Source organism: Comamonas sp. 23, from assembly GCF_049601575.1.
Taxonomy (GTDB): Bacteria; Pseudomonadota; Gammaproteobacteria; order Burkholderiales; family Burkholderiaceae_C; genus Comamonas; species Comamonas squillarum.
In genome coordinates, this window is sequence record NZ_CP187127.1 from 3,434,418 (window position 1) to 3,459,639 (window position 25,222).

Below are 25,222 nucleotides of genomic sequence, written 5' to 3' on the forward strand. Positions count from 1 at the left end.
ATCGCAAACACGTTCTATAGCCTTAGCAGACTCCAAACAAGGAAACCCATGGGACCCGGCAACCGCCCGCTCGATCTGGAGTGGCTCGAAGACTTCATGGCACTGGCCGATACCGGCAACTTCTCGCGCGCAGCCGAGGCCCGCGCCATCGCCCAGCCCGCCTTTAGCCGCCATATCCGCTCGCTGGAAGACTGGGTCGGCGTGGAGCTGTTTGACCGCAGCGCCCACCCCGCCGCGCTCACCCCCGCCGGCCAGCGCTTTCTGCCGCTGCTGCAAAACGTGCTGGCCAACCTGGAGGCCGCCCGCATCAAGGCCCGCGCCGCGCACGACACAGCGGCCGCCAGCCTGCGCTTTGCCGCCACCCATGTGCTGTCGCTCACCTTCTTTCCGCGCTGGCTGGTGGGCATGGAAGCGCAGCTGCGCATGGGCCCGATCCAGACGATGAGCGACAGCTCACTCGCCTGCGAAGACCTGATGCTGCAGCGGCGCGTGCAGTTTGTGCTGTGCCACGGCCATGCCGCCGTGCCCGGGCGCCTGGACGAAGGCCAGTACCCGGTGCTGCGCCTGTCCGATGACCTGCTGCGCCCGGTCAGCGCCGCCGCACCCGATGCACCCGGCCAGCCGCTGCACCGCATCGGCCAGGACAGCGCTGTGCCCGTGCTCGCCTACAGCGAAGCCTCGGGCCTGGGCCGCATCATGCGATCGCGCATGCGCGGCATGTTTGCCGATGGCGCAGACGCCGTGCACTCCCCCCAGCCCGGTATGGCGCATGGCGTCGCCGTCGTCTTTACCGCCCACCACGCAGCCTTACTCAAAACCATGGCCCTGGAAGGCCGAGGCGTCGCCTGGCTGCCCCACAGCCTTATCACCGAAGAGCTGCGCAGCGGCAGCCTGGTGCCCGCGGGCGACGACCGCTGGAACGTACCGGTGGAGATCCGCCTGTACCGCCAACGGTCGGAGATGGCGCCTGCGGCGGAGGCCTTGTGGGCGCTGGTGCAGGGGCAGGGGCAGCAGGCTGGGGGTGCGGATGGGAAGCAGGCCGGCTAGGCCCTGAAGCGCTGCGGTCATCGCGCCGCTGCAGAATGGGCATGGATGGGATGACCCCATACCCAGGTGCTGCGCATCGTGTTTTCAACCGGAGTGGATGATGGATCTCGCTATCGCGGCCTTCGCTGTGCTCGCCGTCCCTGTCGTGCTTTTCTTGCTCTGGGACCAGAGGCGGCTCGGCAAGAAAGCCTTGCATGATGCCAAGCTTGAACGGCCATTTCCGGCGGAGCCCGCGAAGGCTGGCTCGCGGGATGATGCAGGGGCCAATGGCAGCGGCGGTGATGGCTGTGGGGGCGATGGGGAATAGTTGCTCTTGACAGCACTTCCAGCCTGCGACCGCAACATCCAAACCAAGGTAATGCGCCTATCTGCTCAACCAAATCTCCACTGCCGAACGCTCAAACAGTGGCTTTGCCAAAGCGCTGCAGCCAGCTATTGAAGGATGCGGGCAACACACTCTGGTTCGCATCCAGGATCGTGCATTTATCAACCTTTTTCAGCTTGACGCCGTTGGTGGTAGCGCCCGTGATTTTCTCCAGCTGCGCCTCTAGCTTGTAGCTGACGCAGTAATCGCCAGGCAATGCTCTTGCGCCTGCGGCTAGTTGGCCCACCATGGCCTCAATGAGCCGATTCATCGCCAGCTCCGCAATTTTCATGGCGGCGGCTTGGGATTCGGGTGGCAGTTCGGCCAGCGCGGCAAAGGGCTCGCTGTTTACTTTTCCAAATTTGGTGCGGTAATCCTCGTCCTCGACCAGAGCAGCCAGCGTGGAGAGAATATCGTTGCGCGATTGGAATAGCGCACAGCCAAAAATATCGGCATGGTTTTGGAGCCGATTTTCTGCATCGGCCACCAGCTGATCACCCGAGACGGGATAGGCTGGGATGCGACCCATACGAAAAGGCTTTATCGAGCGATCAGGAAAGGTTTGATCCATAGAAGTGTTCCAATTTTCTAGCGCATGTGCGCGATAGAAACCGGCGTTTTAACGTCAGACGCCTGGATACTACATCCTCTACTGAACAAGGCATTCGAGCATTCTGTGCTCGTCGTACACTGCCAGCCTCTGCCTTTTAACGAGCTTTGTCCAAGCCAATGACAGCGCCCATGTTCCCTGACAGCATCGACACCCCCATCCAAACACCCCGCCTGAGCTTGCGCCTTGCCGGCCCCGGCGATGGCAAGGCTGTGTATGCAGCGGTCGTAGAAAGCCTGGCCAGCCTGCGCGCCTGGCCCACCTCGCTGCCCTGGGCACTGTATGAGCCGTCGGTATCGGCGTCCGAAGACTTCTGCCTCGCCAGCATGCGTGATCGCGAAAACGGCACTGGCCTGGCCTTTCTGGTGTGGGACCAGGAACAACGGTTGATTGGCAGCGTGGGCCTGCACACGATCCGCTGGGACATTCCCAGCATGGAAATTGGCTTTTGGATGCGCAGTGGCGTGCACCGAAACGGATTTGCGAAAGAGGCGGTCACGGCAGTGCTGCAGTTGGCATTCACGCAATTGAAAGCGCGTCGTGTGTTTGCACGCACCGATGAAGATAACGCGGGCAGCCGTGCGACCTGCGCCAGTGCGGGGATGCTATTGGAGGGGGTGATGAAAAATGAGCGCATCACGCCGTCAGGGCAGCTAAAGAATGGCTGCGTGTATGCGTCAACCAGGTAGCCTGCGATTGCCGTAATCGAGCCAGCGCAGATCTGGCGCAGATTGGCTGCTGCAGGTTATAAACCGCGCCTTGATGCCCTGCACCCCAAAGCAATCTCCGAAGCAGCCCGAGGATCCTCCGCTGCTGTCACTACTCGGGCTTGCCCTTCATCCCCAACAATTCGCTCGCACTGATGATGGCCTGGGCGATGTCTTCGACGGATACGCGCTTTTTCATGGCCTGCTCGCGCAGCATTTCGTAGGCGCGGTCTTCACTGACCTGGTGGGTGGCAATGAGGATGGCTTTGGCGTCGGTCACACGGCGTTGGCCCAGCAGCTTGTTTTGCAGCTTGTGCACATGTTGCTGCATCTGCCGGTGCTCCTTGTGCATCTGGCGCGCGACAACCAAGGTGGAGAGCAGGCCAAAGGAGCGTATGGGCGAAGGCAGGATCGCCTGCGCCTTGAGCTCCAGCACAGCAGACACAATGGTGGGGTTTTCATAGTTCACCACCGCGACCAGCGCAGGCGCCTGCTCACCACTCGCCCACGCCATGAGCAGGTGCAGAAAATCAGGGCGCACCGCCAACAGGACGATATCCGGGTCGTCCGGCAATTGCTGCACCGGAGGCCAAACGCTGCGCACCTGGCAGCCGATGCGCTGGAGCTGCTGGGCCAGCAGCAAGCCATCGGCATCCTCGGGGTGCATCAGGATGATTTTGAGTTGGCGCAGCTCCTTGAGGTGCTGCGAGGTGGCGCGGGGCTGCTGCGGGTTCACGCTCAGACCTCGATCTTGGCCGTCCAGTCGCCCAAGGAATGGGTGACCAGATAAGGATCCGGCGATACGGCACGTTTGGCCTCGCGCAGTATGGTGAACTCCCCTTGCGCATTGGCCCGCCCAATGCGGGGGTAGACCCAGGTGTGGTGGTTTCCGGGATCGATGCGCACACGCCCCTGCGGGGCATCAAACTCGCTGCCCAGCAGGTGAGGCAGCAACTCGCTGATGGTGTCGCTGCCCGAGCGGCGAAAGGCGTTGGCAAACATATGCAGCTGAAAATAGGAGGCTTCCCAGCACAGATTGGGGCGGCAGTCATCGCCGAACAGCCGCTTGAGGTGGGCCAGGCAGCGCTGGTTGGCGGCAGATTGGATCGACTGAAAATAAGGTGCCGAGGTGATGTGGCCGGCTGCGATATCAAAGCCCATTTGTCCGATCTCGGCCTCCGAGGTGGTGAGGCTGCAGATGGGCATTTCTTTGGTGTTGAAGCCGGCATCGGCATAGGCGCGGTAGAGCTGGGCGGTGGAGTCTCCGACCACCGTGGAAAAAATAAAATCAGGGCGCTTCTGGCGGATATCTTCCATGACGGCTTGGTAGTCCTGCTCGGTGGCCGCCAGTGGCAGGTAGCGCTCGCCGAGGATTTCGCCCTCGGGGTGCTGCAGCACCAACTCGCGCAGTATGCGGTTGGATTCATAGGGGTAGATGTAGTCGGAGCCGATGAGGTACACGCGCGCACCAAAGCTGCTGGTCATGAAATCGGCCAGCTGCACGCTGTTCTGGTTAGGGGCCGCGCCGGTGTAGATGATGTTCGCTGAGAACTCGAAGCCTTCGTAGAGCGTGGGGTAGAACAAAAGCTTGTTCCATTTCTCGACCACGGGCAGCACAGCCTTGCGGCTGCTGGACATATAGCAGCCAAAGATGGTGTTGACGCGGTCGTGCATGATCAACTGCTCGGCCAGGCGCGCGTACTCGGCAGGGTTGGACGCGGGGTCATAGCGCACGGCCACCAGCTCACGCCCGAGCACGCCGCCGGCGTTGTTGATTTCGTCGATGGCCAGCAAGCTGCCCTGCAGTTGCGACTGGCCAATGATGGACGTGGTGCCCGTTTCCGAAAAAAGAATGCCGACACGCAAGGGATCGTTGTTTGCCAAAACCTGTCTCCTGGTCTATCCCACTCCAATGCTTGGGGCATCGGGGCGGATGCGGGGTAAATGCATAAATGCATAAAGCGTGCCAGCCAGCTTAGCGCAGCAGCAGGCGCTGGCCGGTCTCATCGGTGCAGGGCTGGGCAACACCCTGCACATCTAGCGCCCGGCGGCCAGGCGCGCGCCCATCCTGGTCAAGCGCGGCAGCAGCTGCACGGCCTCATCCGCGATGTCGTAGCCTCGCCAGCCGAAGATCTGGCGCACATAGGCATCGGCCTGTGCATCGACGGCCAGACAGCAAACTTGCACCCCTGCGCGCTTGGCCTCCTGAACAGCATGCCGCGCATCTTCGATCAGGTATCGCTTGTCGTGCACATCGATGTCGTGTGGAGCACCATCGGTGACCACCAACAGGCTGCGCTGCCCTTCGGGCTCGTTGCGCAGCAGGCTGCTGGCGTGGCGCAGGGCCGCGCCCATGCGCGTCGAATAGCGCCCGCGCAGGGCTTGGACCATGGCTGCCGTGGCGCGGCTGTGTACCTGGCCAAAATCAAGCAGGCGGTAGTAGTTGACTTCGGCACGGGTGTTGGACGAGAACGCATGGATGGCCAGACGCTCGGCGCTGCGCAAGCACGCCTCGGCCAGCATCAGCGCGGCTTGCTTCTCCAAGGCCAGCAGGCTCTGGCCCTGCAGGCCGATGTCGTTGACCGATTCGGAGATGTCCAGCAGCACCAATATGCTGGCAGGGCGTGGGCCCTGACCGCTGCGCATGAAAATGCGCGGGTCAGGGCGTAGCTGCATGCGCATGTCCACCTGCACGTCGATGGCCGCATTGAGGTCCAGCGCATCGCCCTCCCACTGGCGGCGAAGCCGATGGCGCCGGTCAAGCACGCGGGGATGGGGCAGCGCCAGGCTGTCGACCCTGGTGGTACTGGACAGGCGCGCACTGCTGACCTCGCTCAGGCCCTGCCACGCGGGAAGTTTTTCGACCACCTGGCACCAATCGGCCTTCATGTGCTCGCTCCTGTAGTCCCATTCGGGATAGTGAAAGCGGGCGATCTCCAATTCTTCTGCAGCCTGGGGCGTTTGCGCCGGCTTGGGCGGCTGTTGCGCATTTCCGATAGGCGCCGGTGGCCGTTGCGTGGCAGTCTGGGGCAGCTGCAAGGCCTCGTCCTGGTTGTCTTCCGACTCGGGATGCGCCCAGAGGTAGCTGTTGTCATCCCGGTAGAGCGTGGGCCCGGCGTAGTGCTGAGGGTCCATGCGCACCCGCATCTGGCCAAGGTCATTGGCGAGGATGGAGGCGATGGCGCGGAATGCCGCATAGTCTTCAAGCCCATGCTTTTGCACCGTGCCTTCAAAGAGCTCCCGCGCCTTGCTGACCCAGTGGTTAGCGCTATGGCTATCCGCCAGCAGCAAGATCCGGTCAAGCCGGGCCATAAAGGCGAGAAAGCCCAGGTTTTCCGCCTCAGGCTCAGGCGCGATATGCGCCTGGAACCAAGGGCGTGCGCCGGGGTAGTCGCGCAGCAAAAGGCGTTCGGCGCGGGCGTCTTCTATCGCCGAGACCAGCACCATGCCCATGGGCTTCAAGGCCTCGCTGGGCTGGCGAGCGGGTGAATGCAGCAGATGCGCCGCAGCGTGCGCCACCATGGCGGTGTGCCGATGCGCACGCTTGGCCTCGGGCAGATCATGCAGCGGCGGCAGCATCAAGCGTGCAGCGCCTGAAGATGCCCCCTCGTCTGCAGCAAGCACGATGGCACGCTGCGCGGAGGCAGGCGGGGCCGCTGCGCCCCCCAGCAGCCCCCCCGCCTCCCGATGCGGTCTGGCAACCTGCAACGGATGGACTTGCACCTGCGTCAACGCCAGACAGGATGCCAGCCTGGTCAGGCGCTCAAAAGCCGGTGTGTCGTCGTCGATCCAGGTGGGGGCGGAGCGCTCGCTGTACAGAGGCGCGGATGATGGTGCCATGGCGGTGTGCGTCCTAGTTACCAAATTTGGCTTGCACGAGTTTCTTCAGCGCCTCGGTGGTGTCGGGGTCATCCGTCAAGGCCTGGGTGATCGTCATGTCGCAGCTGTCGGCGGGCGATACGCCATCGCGTATCAGCAAGCCGGCATAGATGAGCATGCGGGTGGAGGCGCCTTCATCCAGGCCATGGTGTTTGAGCGCGCGCGTGCTGTGGGCCAGCGCGACCAAGCGCTCGGCCTGCGCACGTTCAATGCCCGCTTCGTGCGCGACGATGTCAGATTCGGTGGCGGCGTCGGGGTAGTCAAACTCCAAGGCTGCAAATCGCTGCCGCGTCGAGGGCTTCATGTCCTTGGCGCTGCTCTGGTAGCCGGGGTTGTACGAGACCACCAGCTGAAAATCCGGATGGGCGTGCACGACCTCCCCTTTCTTATCGAGCGGAAGCACGCGGCGCGCGTCGGTCAATGGATGGATGACAACCGTCGTGTCCTGTCTGGCCTCCACCACCTCATCGAGGTAGCAGATGGCACCGTAGCGCACGGCCATGGTGAGCGGCCCGTCGTGCCAGGCCGTGCCATCGGCATCGAGCAGGTAGCGGCCTACCAGGTCAGAGGCGGTCATGTCTTCGTTGCAGGCCAGCGTGATGAGCGGGCGCCGAAGCGCCCAGGCCATGCGCTCGACAAAGCGCGTCTTGCCGCAGCCCGTGGGGCCTTTCAGAATCAGCGGCATACGGTGCCGGTAGGCTTGCTCGTAGAGAGCGATCTCATTGCGGGCGGGCCGGTAAAACGGCTCTTGGGCCAGGCGGTACCCGGCCAGCGGGTCGTCGCCGCGAGCGGCTAGCAGAGGGTCTTTTGCGTTCATCATGTTCACCATTTCCCCATCAACAACATCAAGCCTGGAATCCAGCAGGTCACGATGCCCACCAGCACCGTGTAGGCCGGCAGAAAGCGCAGCTGCCTGCCGAGCCCCAGCGCAAGAAAGAAGAAAAACCACAGGCTCGACCAGACCAGCCACATGGCGATGACGCGGACATCTGCTGCGGCTGCGGCAAAGGCCAGCGCACTGAGCGCTACAAACAGGCAGTACCAGCCCAAGCCCACGCCTTTGAGCGCCCACCACTGCACCACCGCCAAATACAGGTAGGTGAAAGCAAAAAGCAGGCCGCCTGCGGCAGCGAAATAACCAGCGTCCGTATCTGCACGAAGCATGCCCATGGCATTGAGGAACAAGGCCAGCAAACCCACGAGCAGATTGAAAGGCGCAGAGTCCCGCGCGTCGATGCGGCCGCTCAGGCCCACACCGTTGACGATCAGCACCGCGCCAATGAAAAAAAGTGCAATACCCAGCATGTTGTCTCCTTGTTTTTTATCGGATGGCATGGCTGCGCGCTACCGGGCGGCCATGCCCACTGGGGTTGCGGCTTTAGCGGTGCTGGGGCGCTTCGTGCGGAATCCCTTCTATGGGGCATTCAGGCGTGCCCACCGTCGTGCGCGTGAACGACTCGACCATCTCCCGCGTCCCTTCGGGGTCGTTGATCCACTGGCTGTAGAAGCTGTAGGGGCAGGCGGCAACGCCCTTGTCGCCATCGCCTGAATTGATGGTGCCGGTGTAGCCCCGGTGCACCAATTTGAAGAGGTGGTTCTGCGACTGGCCGTTCTTGCGTGCATCACGGATCAGCGATTTGGACAGCTCCGCGTACTGAATGCCCATTTCCTCTTCGCCGGTCTCACCCAAGGTGCGGCCGTCAAAGCCGATGATGGCCGAGTGACCGAAATAAGAGTAGACACCGTCAAAGCCCGCCGCATTGGCCACGGCCACGTAGGTGTTGTTCATGAACGCCATGGCTTTGGACACCATGATCTGCTGCTCTTTGGCCGGGTACATATAGCCTTGGCAGCGGACGATCAGCTCGGCGCCACGCATCGCACAGTCGCGCCAGATCTCCGGGTAGTTGCCGTCGTCGCAGATGATCAGGCTGATCTTCATGCCCTTGGGGCCTTCGCTGACGTAGGTGCAGTCGCCGGGATACCAGCCTTCGATAGGCACCCAGGGCATGATCTTGCGGTACTTCTGCACGATCTCGCCCTGGTTGTTCATGAGGATCAGGGTGTTGTAGGGCGCCTTGTTGGGGTGCTCCTCATGGCGCTCGCCGGTGAGCGAGAAAATCCCCCAGACATTGGCCTTGCGGCAGGCATCGGCAAAGATGGCCGTCTCTTCACCGGGAATGGCAGAGGCGGTCTCGTACATCTCCTTGGAGTCGTACATGATGCCGTGCGTGGAGTACTCGGGAAACACCACCAGGTCCATGCCCGGCAGTCCTCGCTTCATGCCCACCACCATGTCGGCGATCTTGCGGCAGTTGTCCAGTACCTCGGCCTTGGTATGCAGGCGTGGCATCTTGTAATTCACCACCGCTACGCCTACGCAATCATTGCTGCTCGAAATATCTCCGTGTCTCATGGCTGTGCTCCAAGTTAATGAGAAAAAAGTGCGACCTGTCCGGCTGGCAGCCGCAGCGCAGGGGTTTCAAAGCAGCGTAGGCAAAGCTCCGCCAGCGAACCAAAGGCCTGGTCCGAAAAACGGGAATACCAAAAAACGAACAAAAAAAAGCCCGAATCGACTCTGGAATGAATCGATTCGGGCTTTATTGCCGGACATCTGCGCTGGCAACCTTGGCAGCTGATGTCAATATCTGCAACGAAATCTGCGTGGCGTTTGTCCGCCGCCAGACCATGTTAGAGCGATTGTGGCCATGGCTGCCTAGAACATCTACCGGTTGCAGCGTTTGAGCGATGGTGGTAGTTGGCGAGCCGCGCAGCGAGAAAATGGGCAAGAACCATGCGAGCCTGGAACAAATCCGTGGCGCATCTTCGTGCAACGGCCCGCATCGAGCCCATCGGACTTCTTGTTTATCGGCTACATTCGCGATCGTGACCAGCAGCAGTTGGCCAACCATCTGCCGATAGCACCATCCCTCCATAGCATCGCAAGGGAATCTCTTCCACCATGAGCCTTGTCACCGATCTTCTCGCCGGCGTTGCGGAGTTCTTCGCCGATGTGTTGGTGTTCAGGCGCCAGCGCGAAAAGCGAGGCCATGCCAAGCGCGACATCGCCGATGACGCCATGGCGGTCGCGCATTTTGATGTCGTCAGCTTGCTGTGGATTGCCCTGGTCTGCGTTGGTTTGATGTTTCTGCTGATCTTCGGCTTGGGGGTGCCTGTGGGTTGGGGCGTCGGCATTGGCGTGGTCGTTGCAGCGGCGTGGGGATACAGAAAATATGCGCAGCTGCTCCGAGACGAATGACGGCACGGGCATCCGAGCGCAGCCGGGCTGACACCGTCGCTTGACCATGCCTTGGCCCTCATCTTTGCAGTACCAAGCGGCCAACTCAAAAGTTCCTATGCAGCAATGGCCCCACCAGGCGCGGGTCACGCAGCTTGTCCACCCACCACTGCAGCGCGGGCCCCGCGCGGTGCGAATGCCATCCGACAAACAGCAGGTTGGGTTCGCGCGGGTCTTGCGTGGCCAGGGCCACCAGGCTGCCTTGGGCCAGGTGATCGCGCACTTTCTCCAGCGGTAGCCAGCCAACGCCCAGACCCGCGACCTGGGCGGCGATCTTGGCGCGCATGCTGGGCATGGCCAGGCGCTCCTGGTGCGTCTGCACCCCATAGCTGCGCGCGACCGCCAGGCGCGAGGTATCGGCCACCACGACCGAGCGGTACGCGGCAATGGCCTCCACCGACAGGGGCCGCCCGTCTTGTGCCTTGCGTGCCAGCGGGTGGCGCGGCGAGACGGCAAACACCCATTCGAGCTGCGCCAGCTCAAACCATTGCAGATGCGCCATCGCGGGCGGCTCGTTCGTCGCAGCCACCACCAGATCGGCGCGCTGGTCCAGCAAGGCCTCCCAGGTGCCGCCCAGCACCTCATGGGCAATGCGCAGGCGCACGCCGCTGTTGAGCGCATCAAAGTCGGCGATCAGCGGCAGCAGTGCCTCGGTATTGGCCAGCTCGTCGGTCACGATGCGCAGCTCGGACTCCCAGCCCCGCGCCACCTGCTTGACCCGCTCCGTCAGCCGCCGCGCCTGGGCGTGCAGCTGCGCGCCCTGCTCCACCAGCAGCAAGCCCGCTGGCGTGAGCGCGATGCGGTAGCCCGCACGGTCAAACAGCAGGGCATCCAGCCGCTCTTCCAGCTGGCGCGCGGCATAGGACACGGTGGATGCGGCCTTGCCCAGGCGCTCGGCTGCGCGCGACAGGCTGCCGGTGGCACGCACCGCTTCGAGTAGCTGTAAATCTTCGAGACTCAACATATTCGATATTCTTGCACGAGTTCATCGAAATGCTGGTGTTTGTAGCGCCACCCATCGTCAGATACTTCATTCATCGGCTCAACAACTGGGCTGATAACCCAGCAAGACATCAACGAAACAACCGAAGGAAATACCATGAACCGCTTTGAAGGAAAGAATATTTTGGTCACCGGTGGCAGCAGCGGCATCGGTGCCGCAGCCGCCATCGCCTTTGCCCGTGAAGGCGCCCGCGTAGCGATCACCGGCCGCGATGCCGACAGCCTCGCCCGCGTCAAGGCCGAGCTGGGCCCCAACGCGCTGGCCTTGGTCAGCGAAGCCGGTGATGTATCAGCCCAGGCCGCACTGGTGGCCGAATTGCAAACGCAGATGGGCGTGATCGATGGCGTGTTCATCAACGCCGGCGTGGCCAAGTTCGGCCCGCTGCCGCAGATCGATGAAGCGCTGTGGGACAGCAGCTTTGACACCAATGTCAAAGGCCCCTACTTTCTGATCCAGCGCCTCGCTCCGCTGATGACGCGTGGTGGATCCATCGTGCTGAACGGCTCGATCAACGCCCACATCGGCATGCCCAACTCCAGCGTCTACGCCGCCAGCAAGGCCGCGCTGATCTCCCTGGCCAAGACCTTGTCGGCCGAGCTGCTGCCCCAGGGCGTGCGCGTGAATGTGGTGAGCCCCGGCCCCGTCAGCACGCCGCTCTACGGCAAGCTGGGCCTGGCACCCGACCAGGCCAAGGCGATGGCCGCCGGCATCCAGACGCAGATCCCGCTGGGCCGATTTGGCACGCCGGAAGAAATCGCCGCCACCGTACTGCACCTGGTGTCCAAGGAGTCCGGGTTTATTGTGGGCACCGAGATCATTGCGGATGGGGGCATGAGCCAGATGTGAAGCGAGGGGCTGTGGGTTCCAGAGCGATGGTTTGGAGCTGCTGCGTCGCAAGAACCACCTTGAGCCAGAGGTTGCAGTTATAGTTTTTGCGGCCAGTGACAGCTTCTGGCTGCGAATTCAACCGATCGACGCAACCCGCGCTACGTGGATCGTTGGTGTCCGCCACTCTGAACTCCAGCCTTGCTGGACGCTCCGCTGAAAGAAGTGGATTCACTTCGGAAAAGACCCATGCACGCGAAACTGTATGAATAAACAGTAAAATTCTGACCTTGGTAGTTTTCACAAAGGTCCAGAAATGTCCGAAGAGCTCCAACAAGAAGCTGCATCAGTCTTCGAAGATCGCCTTTGGCATCACAACGGCTGGGAGGCCCGCGTCATCAAGAATGAAGACGACGATGGCTGGGCGGTTGCCATGACCCAGGACGGCCAGGCCGAGCCAAGCCTGGTGGGGCCATGGACGATGGGCCGCGACAAGAAAAATCCCAAGCCGCTTGACGTTTCTGCTTTCAACACCCTCGTCAAGACTGCCCACGAAGTCATGCGGCGGCATGAGCAGCACCTGGCGGCCCAGCTGCACAAGGACATCCAGATCTTGGTGAATGGATCGCGCGTGACCATCTCTCTCGATATTGAGCCCGACGAGGACAATCCCTCCGCGACCCTTACCGCCACCGCAGAGGATGGCAGTGAGTTGGCCAAGGTTCGCGTCAGGCCGGACCATAGCCTCAGCCGAGCGTCGGCGCAACGTTGGGCCGATGCAGGCTATCCGCGTCCCGGCGAGGAATGAGCTTCAGGCCGCACCAGCTCGCCCGGATGCTTGGGTCGGCAGCGCTTATTCATATGCCACCCTCGGTGGCTCACGTCGGCCGAGCTGCGCACCCAAGGCGTGCGCGTGCGCGTCGTGAGCCGCAGCGCTGTCAGCACGTCCCCTCTACCGTAAGCTAGGCCTGGCTCCGATCGAATGAAGGCCATGGCAGCCGGCATCCAGACGCAAATCCCGCTGGACCGCTTTGGCACACCAGAGACGGAGATTGTTTCGGATGGGGGATGAGCCAGATGTGAAGCAGAGGGCCAACCTGTGCACGCCGTTTGAGCAGAGGGTCAGGCCGTGCTGCGTGCCACTTGTGGATAGACCACGCGGAATCGCTCGCAGGCCAGCAGCATGTCTTCATCGAACGAGCGACCTGTGCTTTCGCATTCTCTGCTGAAGTACGCAAAATGCGCTTCACGCCAGTAGGCCAGAGAGCCATCCCCTTCGCCCTCCGTTGCTGCAAATTCCTCAGTGACAGCGCTAAACGGCACGATATCGACTTGAACCGTCTCGATGATGCACAGCGGGATGTCATTGGAGTCGGTTACGACGCTCAAGTCACCGGGCTTGGGCACACCTTTGCCAGATGACTCGTAGGACCAGACGGATCCGGCAGTGGCGCGCTTGATGCCGGACAGCACGAGCTGCCCGAGTTCATCGGCCAATGTCGGAGAGTCGCCAAAGCCGAAGGCTTCGTAGAACCTTTCTTCCTGGATTCCGCCTTGCTCCAAAGAGTATGCGGACCACATCGAGAGAACGTGAGCTGGGATGGTCATGGTGCTAGATGTTGTGCGCTGCAGCGCCGTGCCAACCGCAATACCTACGGCATAGTCTGATCACTGATGGCGCTTGAAAGGCGCCAGATTTGAAACGGGACGAACGTACAAACGTCCGAGTATAAATAGTCCCGCCCAGCGCGTGCGCCCAACGAAACCGAGAACCACCATGGGCAGCCCGGAACCCCTACTTCAGGCGTTTGCATTCACCGGTGTGCGGATGCCGCTACGCAGGGGCTCCCCGCGCGCAAAGACTCGGCCTGCTTTTCGCTTCATATGCGTAATCCCAGCTGGCGCAACTGCAAAAAAGCCGAAGCACCAAGCAGTTCTCACAACTTCCAACAGGCGCAAGCAGTGATGCGTCCGGCCTCCGCACAAGCCAGGCTCCCCCATATGCGGTGGAATGCCATGGAACGCCAGGCTTGCTATTCAAGAGAGCCCTCACCGCTCCCCAAAAATCCCACCTCAGCCCACCGCCCCCTGGCTAGGCTGCCCATCCACCAAGCGCCACAGCCCCAACGCATTGTCATTTTGCAAAGCCACCGGTCGCAGCGCATCGGGCAGGTCCTGGTAGCAGACCGGGCGCAGGAAGCGGTCGATCGCGCTGGCGCCAACGGAGGTGTACATGGCGTTGGAGGTAGCGGGGAAGGGGCCGCCGTGGACCATGGCGTGGCTCACTTCGACGCCGGTGGGGAAGCCATTGACGAGGATGCGGCCGCACTTGCGCTCCAGCACCGGCAGCAGGGCGCGGGCGCTGTCGTGGTCGCCCTGCTCCAAGTGCAAGGTGGCGGTGAGCTGGCCTTCCAGCTGCTGGGCGACCTGCAGCAACTCCTCCACACTGCTGGCTTTGACGACGATGGAGGCGGGGCCAAACATCTCCGACTGCAAGGCTTCATTCGCCAACAAGGTTTGCGCGCTGGTCACATACAGCGCGGCCTGGGCTGCGTTGTCATGGTCTGCGGCCACGCCGGCGGCCAGCTGCTCCACACCAGCGGCGGCTTGCACCTGCGCACGGCCGGCCTCATAGGCTTGGTGGATGCCGGCGGTCAGCATGGTTTGCGCGCCCTTGGCACGGATGGCCGTAGCTGCCGCACTGATGAAGGTCGTGAGCGCAGGGCTGTCGACGGCCAGCACCAGGCCGGGGTTGGTGCAGAACTGCCCTGCCCCCATCGCCAGCGAATCGGCAAAGCCCTGGGCCAGGGCCTCGGGCCGCGCGGCCAGCGCCTGGGGCAGCAAGAAGACGGGGTTGATGCTGCTCATCTCGGCATACACAGGGATGGGCTCGGCGCGGCTGTTGGCGATGCGCAAGAGCGCCAGCCCGCCTTGGCGCGAGCCGGTAAAGCCAACGGCCTTGATCTCGGGGTGAGCCACCAGCGCCTCGCCCAGCTCACGGCCTGCGCCCACCAGCAGCGAGAAAACGCCTTCGGGCATGCCTTGGCGCTGCGCGGCCTTTTGCACCGCCCGCGCCACCATCTCCGAGGTGCCCAGGTGTGCGCTGTGCGCTTTCACGATCACCGGTGCGCCAGCGGCCAGTGCTGATGCGGTATCGCCACCGGCCACCGAAAACGCCAGCGGAAAATTGCTGGCACCAAACACCGCCACCGGGCCGAGCGGGATCTTGGTCAGGCGCAGATCGGCACGGGGCAGCGGCTGGCGATCGGGCTGGGCGGTGTCGATGGCGGCGCTCAAGAAATGCCCGTCACGCACCACCTGGGCGAATAGGCGCAACTGGCCCACGGTGCGGCCGCGCTCGCCCGCCAAGCGGGCGATGGGCAGGCCGCTTTCCGCATGGGCGCGCTCGATCAGTGCATCGCCCAGCTGCAGAATTTCTTCGGCAATCGCCTCCAAAAAGGCAGCGCGTTGCGCCAAAGGCAGATGGCAGTAGGGATCGAAAGCGGCAGCGGCCAGGCTGGCCGCCAGCTCGACTTCGTTTTTGCCACCCAGGCCAAACGCGGGCTCGGCGATGGGTGCGTTCAGTGTGGGGTTGAAGGCGCGTTGGCTGCCGCTGGTGCCGCGCAGGCTGCGGTAGCCAATGACCATGTCTCCAGTGATCTGCATGGAGGGTTTCCTCAAGAAGTTGCGTTTGGGGGAAAAGATGAAGGGGATGCGCGTAGCGCGCCCAGCATGGCAAGACCCACCGCAGGCCAGCAGCGCTGCGGCAGGTCCGGCCACTTAGGCAGGCATTCAGGCCATCACTCGTCCAGCGGCAGGCCGCTGCGGTCGCGGGCAACGCCCACGGCGACGATGGACACCAGCGCACAGAGCACCAGGAAGATGACCACCGGCACATAGCTGCCGCTGTAGTAAGCAATCAGCGCGGTGGCGATCAGCGGCATCGGGCCGCCCACCAGGGCTGCACCAATCTGGTAGCCCAGCGACATGCCGGTGTAGCGGATGTCCGGCGGGAAGGCCTCGGCCAACAGGGTGCCGATCATCGCGCCATAGCTGGACCAGATGATGCCCAGGCCCACACCGACGGCCAGCGCTGCTGCCCAGACGGATTTTTGATCGAGCAGCCAGAAGTACGGGAAGATCCAGAGCATGAAGGCGATGCTGCCGCCGATAAAGACTTTCTTGCGGCCGATCTTGTCCGACAGGTGCCCGAAGAACAGCATGCAGGGGAAGGCGATCAGCGCGCAGACCAGCACGATATTGAGGATCGTCGCGCGGGCAAAGCCGTGGTCCATCATGTACGAGATGGTGAAGGTGGCGTAGAGGAAGAAGGTCGAGGTCTCCACCACCTTGGCGCCGATGGCGATCAGCACTTCGCGCCAGTGGAACTGCAGGGTCTGCTTGATCGGAATGGGCGCGCTGCTGCGGCTGGCCTGGATTTTCTTGAACGATGGCGTCTCGCCCACTGCATTGCGGATCCACATGCCCACCATCACCAGCACGATGGAGCCCACAAACGGAATGCGCCAGCCCCAGGACAGGAAGGCCTCTTCGCTCATGCTCGCGCTCAGCAGCGAGGTGATGATATTGCCCAGTGCCAGGCCCAGCACCGCACCGGTCTGTGGCACCGCGCCGTAGAAGCCGCGCTTCTTGCGGGGCGAGTACTCGACCGCCAGCAACACGCCACCGCCCCACTCGCCGCCCAGCGCCAGGCCTTGCAGCAGGCGCAACACCGTCAGCAGGATGGGCGCCAAGATCCCAATCTGCGCATAGTTGGGCAGCAGGCCCATCAGCACGGTTGACAGGCCCATCATCGACAAGGTCATCGCCAAGGTCTTCTTGCGGCCAATGCGGTCGCCGATGTGGGAGAAGATCACGCCGCCAATCGGGCGGATCAGGAAGGCCAGCGCAAACGTGGCCAGCGACAGCATCTGGCTGACCAGCGCGTTGTCGCTGGGGAAGAACTGCTTGGCAAAAATGATGGACGACATGGTTCCGTAGAGGAAGTAGTCGTACCACTCGATGGTGCTGCCCACGGCGCTGCCAATCAGCGCGCGCTTGCGTTCCGCATCCGGAACCATGGTTTCCTTGTCGGCCATCGTGGCCGTGTGATTCAGAGAGCTGCTGCCCATGTCTCCACCTCGGGTTGTTGATTTATGAATGTCTGCCTGTGCGCAAGCCTGCGGCCTGCCGGCCGTTGCGGCGGCGGGCCGGGCTTGCGTCTGTTTTGTAGAAAAAGCCGGATTACATTGACTGGCGCAGCATCTCGACGTAGTCGTCTGCGCTGGCCTCACGCGGGTTGGTGCGGTGGCTGTGGTCGGCCAGTGCGCCCTTGACGATGCGCTCAAACAGGTCCTCGCTCACACCCAGCTCGGCCAGGCCCGTGGGCAGCTGCAGCGCGCGGGATTTGGTGACCAGGGCTTCCTCCACCGACACGCCCTCGGCCAAGCCCATGGCCTGTGCCAGGCGGGCGATCTTGTCTTCACGCACCACCGACTCTGCACCCCGGTTGAAGCGGATCACCGCCGGCAGCAGGATGGCGTTGAGGGTGCCGTGGTGCAGCTTGGGGTTGATGCCGCCCAGCGAATGGCTGAGGCTGTGCACGCAGCCCAGGCCCTTCTGGAAGGCCAGCGCGCCTTGCAGCGAGGCACTCATCATGTTGGTACGCGCCTCCACGTCGGCGGGATCGCGGAAGGCCACCTCGATATGGCGCCAGGCGCGCCAGAGGCCATCGAGCGCAATGCCATCGGCCGGCGGGTTGAAGGACGGCGCCAGAAAGGTTTCGATGCAGTGTGCAATCGCATCCATGCCGGTGGCGGCCGTCAGGCCTGCGGGCAGGCCCAGGGTCAGGTTGGGGTCGCAGATGGCAACCTTGGGAATCACATGGGGCGAAAGGATGCCGACCTTGCGGCCATCGTCCAGGATGATGATGGCGCCACGCCCTACCTCGCTGCCGGTGCCCGCCGTGGTGGGCACGGCAATGATGGGCAAGGTGGCCGCGGTGATCTTGAGTGCGCCGCCCTCGATCAGCGCAAACTGGCGCAGCGGGCCTTCATGGCGGGCCGATACTGCCACGGCCTTGGCCAGGTCAATCGACGAGCCGCCGCCCACGGCGATGATGCCGTCGCAGGCGCTGCTGTTAAGCGCTTCGACGCCAGCGCGCACGGCCGTCTCCGACGGGTTGGGCGGCGTGCCGTTGAACACGCCGAACCGGGCCGTGCCCAGCGCCTGCTTGACCTGGTCGATGATGCCGGCCGCCTCCACACCCTTGTCGGTCACGATCAAAGGATTGGTAATACCCAGCTTCTCGCACACTTCCTTCAGTTCCGCCAGCACACCGGCGCCAAAGCGCACTTCAGTCACATAGTTGATCAGAGCCATAACGTTTTAACAGTTATATCCATTGCTATCAGAAGGCCCGAAGTCTAGGCAGCACGGCCCATTCGGTACACTGACGGCTTCCCATACCGATATAACTTTTATTCATGGCCAGCAGCATCCCCAGCCTCAATTCCGTCATGTCGCGCCTGCATGCCAAGCAGCTGCGCCTGCTCATCGCCATCGAGGAAAGCGGCTCCCTGCTTGGCGCTGCGGACAGAGTCGGCCTCACCCAGCCGGGCGCCAGCAAGGCGCTGCGCGAGCTGGAATCGACCTTGCAGGTGGACCTGTTCGAGCGCACAAACCGAGGGTTAATCCCGACGGAGGCCGGGCACTGCGCGCTGCGTTTTGCCCGCCTGATCCAGTCGGACATCAACCAGCTGCGCTTTGAGCTCGATGCCATCGCCAGCGGCGTGGGCGGCCACCTGGCGATTGGCACCATCATGGGCGCGGTGCCGCTGCTGTCCGACGCGCTGTCGAACGTGCTGGCGCGCCAGCCGCATATGTCGGTGGAGATCATCGAGGACACCAGCGAGACCTTGCTGGGCATGATCGAGCGCGGCCAGATCCATGCCGCCATCTGCCGCTCCTCGGTCAGCCGCACGCCCGAGGTCTATGAGTCGCTGTTCATCAAGCAGGAGTCGCTGTCGGTGATCGCCAGCGTGCGCCACCCTGCGATGGGCGCCAAGGCCGTGCAGTTGCAGGACCTGCAGGACAGCCGCTGGCTGGTCTACCGCGCCCGCATGCCCATGCGACGCTTGCTCGAGCGCGAGTTCCACGAATCGGGGCTGCACTTCCCCTCGCACCTGATCGAGACCACGTCGGCCCTGGCCACCGTCACCATGCTCGGCCGCAACAACGACCTGGTGGCCCTGGTCTCCGACGACATCGCGACCTATTTCTCGCGCAATGGCCTGGTCGGCACCATCGATCTGACCCTGCAATCGCGCAGCGAGCCCTATGAGCTGGTGCTGCGCAAAGGCGCCCCCCAAAGTGCCGCGCTGGGGCTGTTGGTGGAGGCGCTGTGCGGCGGCGCGGCAGAGGCGTGACGGACGCCTAAGCCTGTGGGCCAAACCATGAGACAGCGCGACCCCGCCCCTATCGATGGGGTCTTACAGAGATTGCCTGTGTACAGGAGATTGCTGGCGCATGTGCACTTAATACACTTATTAGCTTCACTAATGAGTTGCAGCGATGGCTTCGTTGAGAATTGAGCAGAAGAAACCCCCTGTGGTGCGCCATGCATCGCGCCCACCTGATGAAAGAGCTGCCTGTGCCTCCGCATGATTTCAACGCTCCGCGCTGGGCCGGGAGGCTGGCCGTCAGCCCCCCGCCCAGGCCACGCAGATATGCAGCGGTCTAGCCAAATGCTGCAACCCCTCCGCCCCACGGTCCTTGTTTTGGCCGCAGGCCAAGGACGGCGCTTTGCGCGTTCGGGCGGCACCACGCACAAGCTCGACGCGATGCTCGGCGACGTGACGGTGCTGGAACAGGTGCTGCGCAGCGTCGTTGCATCGGGGCTTGCCTACTATGTCGTGCGCCCCGCTGCGGCCCCGCCGGCTGCCCACATCGATGGCATGGGCCACTCCATCGCGCGCGGCGTGGCAGCGACTGCCGACGCCAATGGCTGGCTTATCCTGCCCGGCGACCTGCCCCTGGTTCGCACGCAGAGCCTGATGGCGGTAGCGCTGAGCCTGGCCACCTATCCAGTGGTGGTGCCGCAATGCGGACAGCAGCAAGGTCACCCGGTCGGCTTTGACAGAACATGCCGTGAGGCATTGCTGCAGCTGAAGGGCGACACGGGGGCCAGCGCCGTTGTGCGCAGCCATCGGCAAGCGGGAACGGCGCACACCTTGCAGCTCGATGATCCCGGCATCGCCATCGATATCGACACCTGCGATGACCTGGCGCGGGCACAAGCGCTGCTGACCAGCGGAAACTTTGGGCAGGAGGCCAGCCTTGGAAAACGTTGATGCACGGGTGTTGCGCAGTGCGCGCGACTGGCTGGCCAGCGGGCACCGCGTGATGCTGGTCACGGTGGTCAAAACCTGGGGGTCATCACCCCGTCCGGTGGGCTCGATGATGGCCCTGCGCGAAGACGGACCGTGTGTCGGCTCGGTGTCAGGCGGCTGCATTGAGGACGACCTGGTCCATCGCTACACCAGTGCCTATGGTGACGCCTGCATGCGGCAGTCCAGGCCCGAGCTCGTGCGTTACGGCGTAACGGCAGACGAGGCCCACCGCTTTGGCCTGCCTTGCGGCGGCACCCTGGAATTGCTGCTCGAGTTTGCGCCTGCGCTCTCGGTGATGGACGACCTCGTGCAGCGCCTCGATGCCGGGCAACTGGTGCAGCGCACGGTGGACTGCCACTCTGGTCTGGTCCGCCTGGCAGAGACCTCATCGCCGGCGGCTGTGCATTTTGATGGTGCGAGCCTGTCGGTCACGCTCGGGCCCCAGTACCGCATGCTGCTCATCGGCGCGGGCGCGCTGGCAGAGTATGTTGCCGTGATGGCGCTGTTCAACCATTTTGAGGTGACGGTCTGCGATCCGCGCATCGAGCACCACGACACCTGGTCGGTGGCAGGCGCCAAGCTCAGCACCGAGATGCCGGACGACGCCGTGCGCAGCATGCAGCCGGACACGCGCAGCTGCATTCTGGCGCTGAGCCACGACCCCAAGCTCGATGACCTTGCGCTGCTTGAAGCGCTGTACAGCCCTGCCTTTTATGTGGGTGCCATCGGATCGCGGCGCAACGCACACAGCCGCAAGCAGCGCTTCAGCGAGCATTTTGACGCGACAGAGGATGCGCTGCAGCGACTGCACTCTCCCGTAGGCCTGCATATTGGCAGCAAAACCCCCGCCGAGATCGCGGTGAGCGCCATGGCAGAGGTGTTGGCAGTCAAGAACGGCATCTTGCGACACAGCGCCTGACTGCGCCCAGGTTGGCCGCAGCGAGCCGGTGCACGGCCCGACCCTCTGCGCTTACAGCAGTTTTTCCGGGGTGATCGGAAGACTGCGGATGCGCTTGCCGGTGGCGTGGTAGACGGCATTGGCGATGGCCGCCGGGATGCCGACCATGCCAAGCTCGCCCATGCCTTTGACCCCCAGCGGGTTGACGATGGTGTCGTCTTCCTCCACAAAAACGGTCTCGATCGCATGGATGTCCGCATTGACCGGCACATGGTAGTGCTGCAAATTGGCGGTCATCAAGCGCCCCGTGCGGTGGTCCACCTCGGTGGCCTCTTCCAGCGCCATGCCGATGCCCCAGACCACGCCTCCGATTTCCTGGCTGTGCGAGGCGAGCGGATTGAGGATCTTGCCGCAGGCGGTGATCTCGATGACCCGGGTGACCTTGACGGTCCCCAGATCGGGATCCACCTTCACCTCGACAAACTGTGCGCCATGGGCGAGCGATGCGTACTTGTCACGCTCGGGCGACGGTGTTGACTTGTAGACCTCGGTGATTTCGCTCGTACCGGTGCTGCGCATGACATCGGCGATCTCCACCCCGCGCGCAGCATCGCTTTTGAGCCGCAAGCGGCCGTCGAGCATCTCCACGTCGTCAGCGCTGGCACCCCGCAATGGCGAGCTGGCATCGCGGTTGGCCAAATCCAGCAGCTTGGCGGTGATCGTCAGCGCCGCACCGCGCACGGCCGATCCGACACTGGAGGTGGTCCAGGAGCCGCCCTGCGCCGGTGCCTGGGGCTGGCGCGTGTCACCCAGCTCAAAGGTCACCTGGTCCAGCTTCAGGCCCAGAAACTCTGCAGCGATCATGCTCATCACGGTGTAGGTGCCCGGGCCGATATCGCTGGTCGCGCTGGACACGGTGGCCGTCCCATCCTGGCGGAAGGTGATCTTGGCGCTCGCGGGCATCTGCATGGCCCCCCACACGCTCGATGCCATGCCCCAGCCGACCAACAGCTTGCCGTCGCGCATCGAGCGGGGCTCGGGCTTGCGGTTCTTCCAGCCGAACTTCTCGGCGCCCAGGCGGTAGCACTCGCGCAGCGCCTTGCTGGAAAACGGCTTGCCGCTGACCGGGTCCACCTCGGCATAGTTGACCAGGCGCAGCTCCATCGGGTCCATCTTCAGCGCATACGCCAGCTCGTCCATGGCGCTCTCCAGCGCAAACATTCCGCTGACAGCGCCGGGCGCACGCATCCAGGTGGGGGTGGCCAGATCGGTGGCGGCCACCTTCAGCGGCATGTCCAGGTTCTCGCAGGCATACACCTGCTTGAGAAAGCCGGTGGTGTTGTCCGAGAACACCTCGAACGAGGAGGTGTTATGGAAGGCCTCCTGAATGATGGCTTGCAGCTTGCCGTTAGCGTCCGCACCCAGCCTGACTTTCTGGATCGTCTGTGGCCGGTAGCCGTGGCCGGTGAACATCTGCGTGCGCGTCAGCACCAGCTTCACTGGCCGCTTGAGTTCGCGGGCCGCCATCGCTGTCAGTGAGGGGTAGTAATTGGGCTTGAGCGATGAACCAAAGGCGCCGCCGACAAACGGTGACACCACGCGGATGTTCTCTGCGGGCACGCCCAGCCCTTCGGCCAGGTGCTTTTGCACGCCATACACGTTCTGGGTCTTGTCAAAGACGGTGAGCTTGTCACCCTCCCAAAATGCGATCGCGGCATGCGGCTCGATCGGATTGTGGTGGTTGATGGGGATGTGGTACTCGGCGTTGACCTGAACCGCCGCTGCCTGCAGTGCCTTTGACGGATCTCCGCGTGGGGGTGTGTTGTCCGACGAGGGCTTGGCCTGGTCCAGCACCGTCTCCAACGCGGTGGTAGGGGGCTCGCTCTGGTAGCTGGCCTGGACCAGCCGCGCCGCATAGCGCGCCTGCTCGTAGCTCTCGGCCACCACCAGCGCGATCGGCTGGCCGTTGAAGAACACCCGGTCCGACTGCAGCGGCCAGGCCCATTGCGGAGCGGCATCGGCAGCGGGCGCCTTGCCCAGCCGCCCGGCATTGAGGTGGGTAAAAACGCGCACCACGCCTGCGGCCTGCTCGGCGGCGCGGGTGTCAATCGCGGTGATGCGCCCCTTGGCCACCGTGCTGAGCACAACAAAGCCATAGGCGACATGCGGCACCTGGAACTCAGCTGCGTACTTGGCCTTGCCGGTGACTTTGGCGACCCCGTCCACGCGGGTCGTCTCTTTACCTAGATAACGTGCCATGGTGATTCTCCTTCGCCCTTAACCGAGTTTGGCAGCACGCATCAGCGCGCGCACCACGGAACGTTGAGCCAGCTCCACCTTGTAGCCGTTGTGGGCCAGCGGTTTGGCACCGCTCAGCGCCGCCTGGGCCGCCTTGGCGAAGGTCGCCTCGTTGGCACGCTGGCCCACCAAGGCCGCCTCGGCCTCCGCGCTGCGCCAGGGCTTGTGGGCAACACTGCCCAGCACCACGCGCGCCTGGCCGATGGTGCCGCCCTCCAGTTGCAGCGCTGCAGCCACCGACACCATTGCGAAGGCGTAGGAGCTGCGATCACGCACCTTGAGGTAGTGCGAATGCTGGGCAAATTGCGCAGCCGCGACCGGCAACTCAATGGCCAAAATCAGCTCGCCATGCTCCAGGTTGTTGTCCCGCTGGGGTGTATCGCCTGGCAGACGGTGGAACTCCGTGATCGGGATCAAGCGCTCGCGCCCGTCGGTCGCCCGCACCCGAACACTGGCATCCAGCGCAACCAGCGCATTGGCCATATCGCCGGGATAGGTGGCAACGCAGGCATCGCTCCATCCGAGCACGGCATGGATCTTGTTGAGCCCTTCGCGCGCGCCGCAGCCTGTGCCAGGCTCGCGCTTGTTGCAAGGCGTGGCGGTGTCGTAGAAATAGTTGCAGCGCGTGCGCTGCAGCAGATTGCCGCCATTGGTCGCCATATTGCGCAACTGCCCCGAGGCGCCAGCCACGATGGCCTGGGTCAGCAGCGGGTAGTTCTCGCGGACCAGCGGATGGTTGGCCGTCTCGGTATTGGTCGCCAACGCACCCAGAGACAGACCCGCGCGGCTGCGCTGAATCTGCCGAAGCGGTAGCTGGCGGATGTCGACCAGGCGCGTGGGCCGCTCCACATCTTCCTTCATCAGATCGACCAGATTGGAACCGCCAGCGAGAAACCTGGCTCCCGGCACGCCCACCATCGCGGAGGCAACAGCGGCAGCATCGGCCACCCGCAGATATTCAAACGGTCGCATGGCCATCCTCCTTGCCTGCCGAGGCAGTTTGCGTCTCCGTGGCATAGCCCCAGGTCTTGGCAGCTTGCCTGCCTGAATGGACCTCTTGCACGGCAGCGACGATGCCCGGGTAGGCACCGCAGCGGCAGATGTTGCCACTCATGCGCTCCTTGATCTCGTCGTTCGTCAGGCGGGTCGTGGTTTTGCGCACATCACCTGTGACATGGCTGACATGGCCGCGTTGGGCCTCCGCGAGCACGCCAACGGCCGAGCAGATCTGCCCTGGCGTGCAGTAGCCACACTGAAAGCCGTCATGCTTGATGAAGGCCGCTTGCACTGGGTGCAGTTGATCGCCTTGGGCCAGGCCCTCGATCGTGGTCACCTCGCGCCCTTCCAGCGTCGCCGCCAAGGTCAGGCAGGACAGCACCCTCTGGCCGTCTACCAGCACCGTGCAGGCGCCGCATTGCCCTTGGTCACAGCCTTTCTTGGAGCCCGTCAACGCGAGCCGCTCACGCAACGCATCCAGCAGCACTACCCGCGAATCGAGCTCCAGCGTTTGCGGCACGCCATTGACCTGGAAAGCCACCTTGACGACGTTCTGCGCTTTGATGGGCGCCACCGCCGCGCCTTCGGCCAGCGGCATCTGCGCCAGGGCGGCCTCCTGCGCCAGCAGATCTGCGGCAAACAGCCCCACACTGCCTGCAGCCGAATGGATCATGAAGCTGCGCCTTGCCTGGCCCACCCCCTGGAGTTGCGGCATTTCTTGGAGCAAGGCTGCTTCGTCGGCGCTCAGCTCGACGGGGAAATCAGCATCATCGGAATGTGTCATCGTGGTTTCCTTGATTGCGCGCCGGGAGGCGCTTGCGATTCGGCAGGGCGGGCCCCAAGCGGCTACGTTCTTGGCGACGCATGCGGGCTTGGCGTGCTGCGGGGCAACGGATGTCAGAAGCGG

Annotated in this window: 23 protein-coding genes; 8 read left to right on the forward strand and 15 right to left on the reverse strand. The window is 63.4% G+C overall.

Features of this window, described 5'->3' with window-relative positions; genetic code table 11:
- Window positions 1-48: 48 nt before the first annotated feature.
- Entirely contained in the window at window positions 49-1,047 is a 999-nt protein-coding gene (locus ACPEE1_RS15585) for a LysR family transcriptional regulator (protein ID WP_260719237.1), read from the forward strand.
- 398 nt (window positions 1,048-1,445) lie between these two features.
- Here the strand turns inward: ACPEE1_RS15585 and ACPEE1_RS15590 are convergent, their stop codons facing one another.
- Entirely contained in the window at window positions 1,446-1,982 is a 537-nt protein-coding gene (locus ACPEE1_RS15590; RefSeq protein WP_423933756.1) for a hypothetical protein, read from the reverse strand.
- A gap of 170 nt (window positions 1,983-2,152) precedes the next feature.
- On the opposite strand from ACPEE1_RS15590, the gene ACPEE1_RS15595 reads away from it, so the two are divergent.
- Window positions 2,153-2,710, forward strand: coding sequence for a GNAT family N-acetyltransferase (locus ACPEE1_RS15595; RefSeq protein ID WP_260719235.1), 558 nt, complete (start codon window positions 2,153-2,155; stop codon window positions 2,708-2,710).
- Between the two features lie 130 nt (window positions 2,711-2,840).
- On the opposite strand, the gene ACPEE1_RS15600 is transcribed toward ACPEE1_RS15595, so the two are convergent.
- From ACPEE1_RS15600 to ACPEE1_RS15625, 6 genes are all read right to left on the reverse strand, one after another.
- Complete coding sequence (locus tag ACPEE1_RS15600; RefSeq protein WP_243419268.1) at window positions 2,841-3,464, reverse strand: ANTAR domain-containing response regulator; 624 nt, start codon at window positions 3,462-3,464, stop codon at window positions 2,841-2,843.
- Between the two features lie 2 nt (window positions 3,465-3,466).
- Window positions 3,467-4,612, reverse strand: coding sequence for a transporter substrate-binding domain-containing protein (locus tag ACPEE1_RS15605; protein WP_260719234.1), 1,146 nt, complete (start codon window positions 4,610-4,612; stop codon window positions 3,467-3,469).
- A 153-nt stretch (window positions 4,613-4,765) separates the two neighbouring features.
- Window positions 4,766-6,568, reverse strand: coding sequence for a nitric oxide reductase activation protein NorD (locus tag ACPEE1_RS15610; protein ID WP_423933760.1), 1,803 nt, complete (start codon window positions 6,566-6,568; stop codon window positions 4,766-4,768).
- A gap of 13 nt (window positions 6,569-6,581) precedes the next feature.
- A complete protein-coding gene (locus tag ACPEE1_RS15615) occupies window positions 6,582-7,424 on the reverse strand; it encodes a CbbQ/NirQ/NorQ/GpvN family protein (protein WP_423933763.1) in 843 nt (280 codons plus the stop codon).
- 5 nt (window positions 7,425-7,429) lie between these two features.
- Window positions 7,430-7,912 carry an AmiS/UreI family transporter gene (locus ACPEE1_RS15620; RefSeq protein ID WP_260719231.1) on the reverse strand — a complete coding sequence of 161 codons (483 nt, stop codon included), beginning with the start codon at window positions 7,910-7,912 and terminating at the stop codon, window positions 7,430-7,432.
- A gap of 73 nt (window positions 7,913-7,985) precedes the next feature.
- On the reverse strand, window positions 7,986-9,023 hold the full coding sequence (locus tag ACPEE1_RS15625; protein ID WP_423933767.1) for an aliphatic amidase: 1,038 nt from the start codon (window positions 9,021-9,023) through the stop codon (window positions 7,986-7,988).
- 546 nt (window positions 9,024-9,569) lie between these two features.
- On the opposite strand from ACPEE1_RS15625, the gene ACPEE1_RS15630 reads away from it, so the two are divergent.
- On the forward strand, window positions 9,570-9,866 hold the full coding sequence (locus tag ACPEE1_RS15630; RefSeq protein ID WP_423933770.1) for a hypothetical protein: 297 nt from the start codon (window positions 9,570-9,572) through the stop codon (window positions 9,864-9,866).
- A gap of 85 nt (window positions 9,867-9,951) precedes the next feature.
- Here ACPEE1_RS15630 and ACPEE1_RS15635 read toward each other — a convergent pair whose 3' ends face one another.
- A complete protein-coding gene (locus ACPEE1_RS15635) occupies window positions 9,952-10,869 on the reverse strand; it encodes a LysR family transcriptional regulator (RefSeq protein WP_182345375.1) in 918 nt (305 codons plus the stop codon).
- Between the two features lie 135 nt (window positions 10,870-11,004).
- Between ACPEE1_RS15635 and ACPEE1_RS15640 the strand changes: the two genes are divergently transcribed.
- Window positions 11,005-11,754, forward strand: a complete 750-nt coding sequence (locus tag ACPEE1_RS15640) for an SDR family oxidoreductase (protein ID WP_423933772.1) — start codon at window positions 11,005-11,007, stop codon at window positions 11,752-11,754.
- Between the two features lie 295 nt (window positions 11,755-12,049).
- Window positions 12,050-12,541: a hypothetical protein gene (locus ACPEE1_RS15645; RefSeq protein ID WP_182345373.1), complete on the forward strand. Its 492-nt coding sequence runs from the start codon at window positions 12,050-12,052 to the stop codon at window positions 12,539-12,541.
- A 314-nt stretch (window positions 12,542-12,855) separates the two neighbouring features.
- Here ACPEE1_RS15645 and ACPEE1_RS15650 read toward each other — a convergent pair whose 3' ends face one another.
- The 4 genes from ACPEE1_RS15650 to ACPEE1_RS15665 form a co-directional block, all read right to left on the reverse strand.
- Entirely contained in the window at window positions 12,856-13,341 is a 486-nt protein-coding gene (locus ACPEE1_RS15650; RefSeq protein ID WP_232539582.1) for an ASCH domain-containing protein, read from the reverse strand.
- A gap of 465 nt (window positions 13,342-13,806) precedes the next feature.
- The gene (locus tag ACPEE1_RS15655; RefSeq protein ID WP_423933775.1) at window positions 13,807-15,399 is read right to left on the reverse strand and encodes an aldehyde dehydrogenase (NADP(+)); all 1,593 of its coding nucleotides are present in this window, start codon (window positions 15,397-15,399) and stop codon (window positions 13,807-13,809) included.
- Window positions 15,400-15,533: 134 nt separating this feature from the next.
- Entirely contained in the window at window positions 15,534-16,865 is a 1,332-nt protein-coding gene (locus ACPEE1_RS15660) for an MFS transporter (RefSeq protein WP_182345371.1), read from the reverse strand.
- Window positions 16,866-16,977: 112 nt separating this feature from the next.
- Entirely contained in the window at window positions 16,978-18,114 is a 1,137-nt protein-coding gene (locus ACPEE1_RS15665; protein ID WP_182345370.1) for an iron-containing alcohol dehydrogenase, read from the reverse strand.
- 104 nt (window positions 18,115-18,218) lie between these two features.
- Here ACPEE1_RS15665 and ACPEE1_RS15670 point away from each other — a divergent pair, with 104 nt between their 5' ends.
- The 3 genes from ACPEE1_RS15670 (at window position 18,219) to ACPEE1_RS15680 (ending at window position 21,042) form a co-directional block, all read left to right on the forward strand.
- Window positions 18,219-19,160, forward strand: a complete 942-nt coding sequence (locus tag ACPEE1_RS15670) for a LysR family transcriptional regulator (RefSeq protein WP_423933779.1) — start codon at window positions 18,219-18,221, stop codon at window positions 19,158-19,160.
- Window positions 19,161-19,478: 318 nt separating this feature from the next.
- Window positions 19,479-20,084 (forward strand): nucleotidyltransferase family protein, encoded by a 606-nt coding sequence (locus ACPEE1_RS15675; RefSeq protein ID WP_182345369.1) that lies wholly within the window; start codon window positions 19,479-19,481, stop codon window positions 20,082-20,084.
- The gene (locus ACPEE1_RS15680) at window positions 20,071-21,042 is read left to right on the forward strand and encodes an XdhC family protein (RefSeq protein ID WP_182345368.1); all 972 of its coding nucleotides are present in this window, start codon (window positions 20,071-20,073) and stop codon (window positions 21,040-21,042) included. Before ACPEE1_RS15675 ends, ACPEE1_RS15680 begins: the two co-directional genes overlap by 14 nt.
- Window positions 21,043-21,093: 51 nt before the next feature.
- Here the strand turns inward: ACPEE1_RS15680 and ACPEE1_RS15685 are convergent, their stop codons facing one another.
- The 3 genes from ACPEE1_RS15685 to ACPEE1_RS15695 are packed head-to-tail and all read right to left on the reverse strand — an operon-like array spanning window position 21,094 to window position 25,030.
- Window positions 21,094-23,280, reverse strand: a complete 2,187-nt coding sequence (locus ACPEE1_RS15685; RefSeq protein WP_423933783.1) for a xanthine dehydrogenase family protein molybdopterin-binding subunit — start codon at window positions 23,278-23,280, stop codon at window positions 21,094-21,096.
- A gap of 18 nt (window positions 23,281-23,298) precedes the next feature.
- Window positions 23,299-24,291, reverse strand: a complete 993-nt coding sequence (locus tag ACPEE1_RS15690) for an FAD binding domain-containing protein (protein ID WP_116925268.1) — start codon at window positions 24,289-24,291, stop codon at window positions 23,299-23,301.
- Window positions 24,278-25,030 (reverse strand): 2Fe-2S iron-sulfur cluster-binding protein, encoded by a 753-nt coding sequence (locus tag ACPEE1_RS15695; RefSeq protein ID WP_198424367.1) that lies wholly within the window; start codon window positions 25,028-25,030, stop codon window positions 24,278-24,280. The genes ACPEE1_RS15690 and ACPEE1_RS15695 overlap by 14 nt, the downstream gene beginning before the upstream one ends.
- Window positions 25,031-25,222 lie beyond the last annotated feature (192 nt).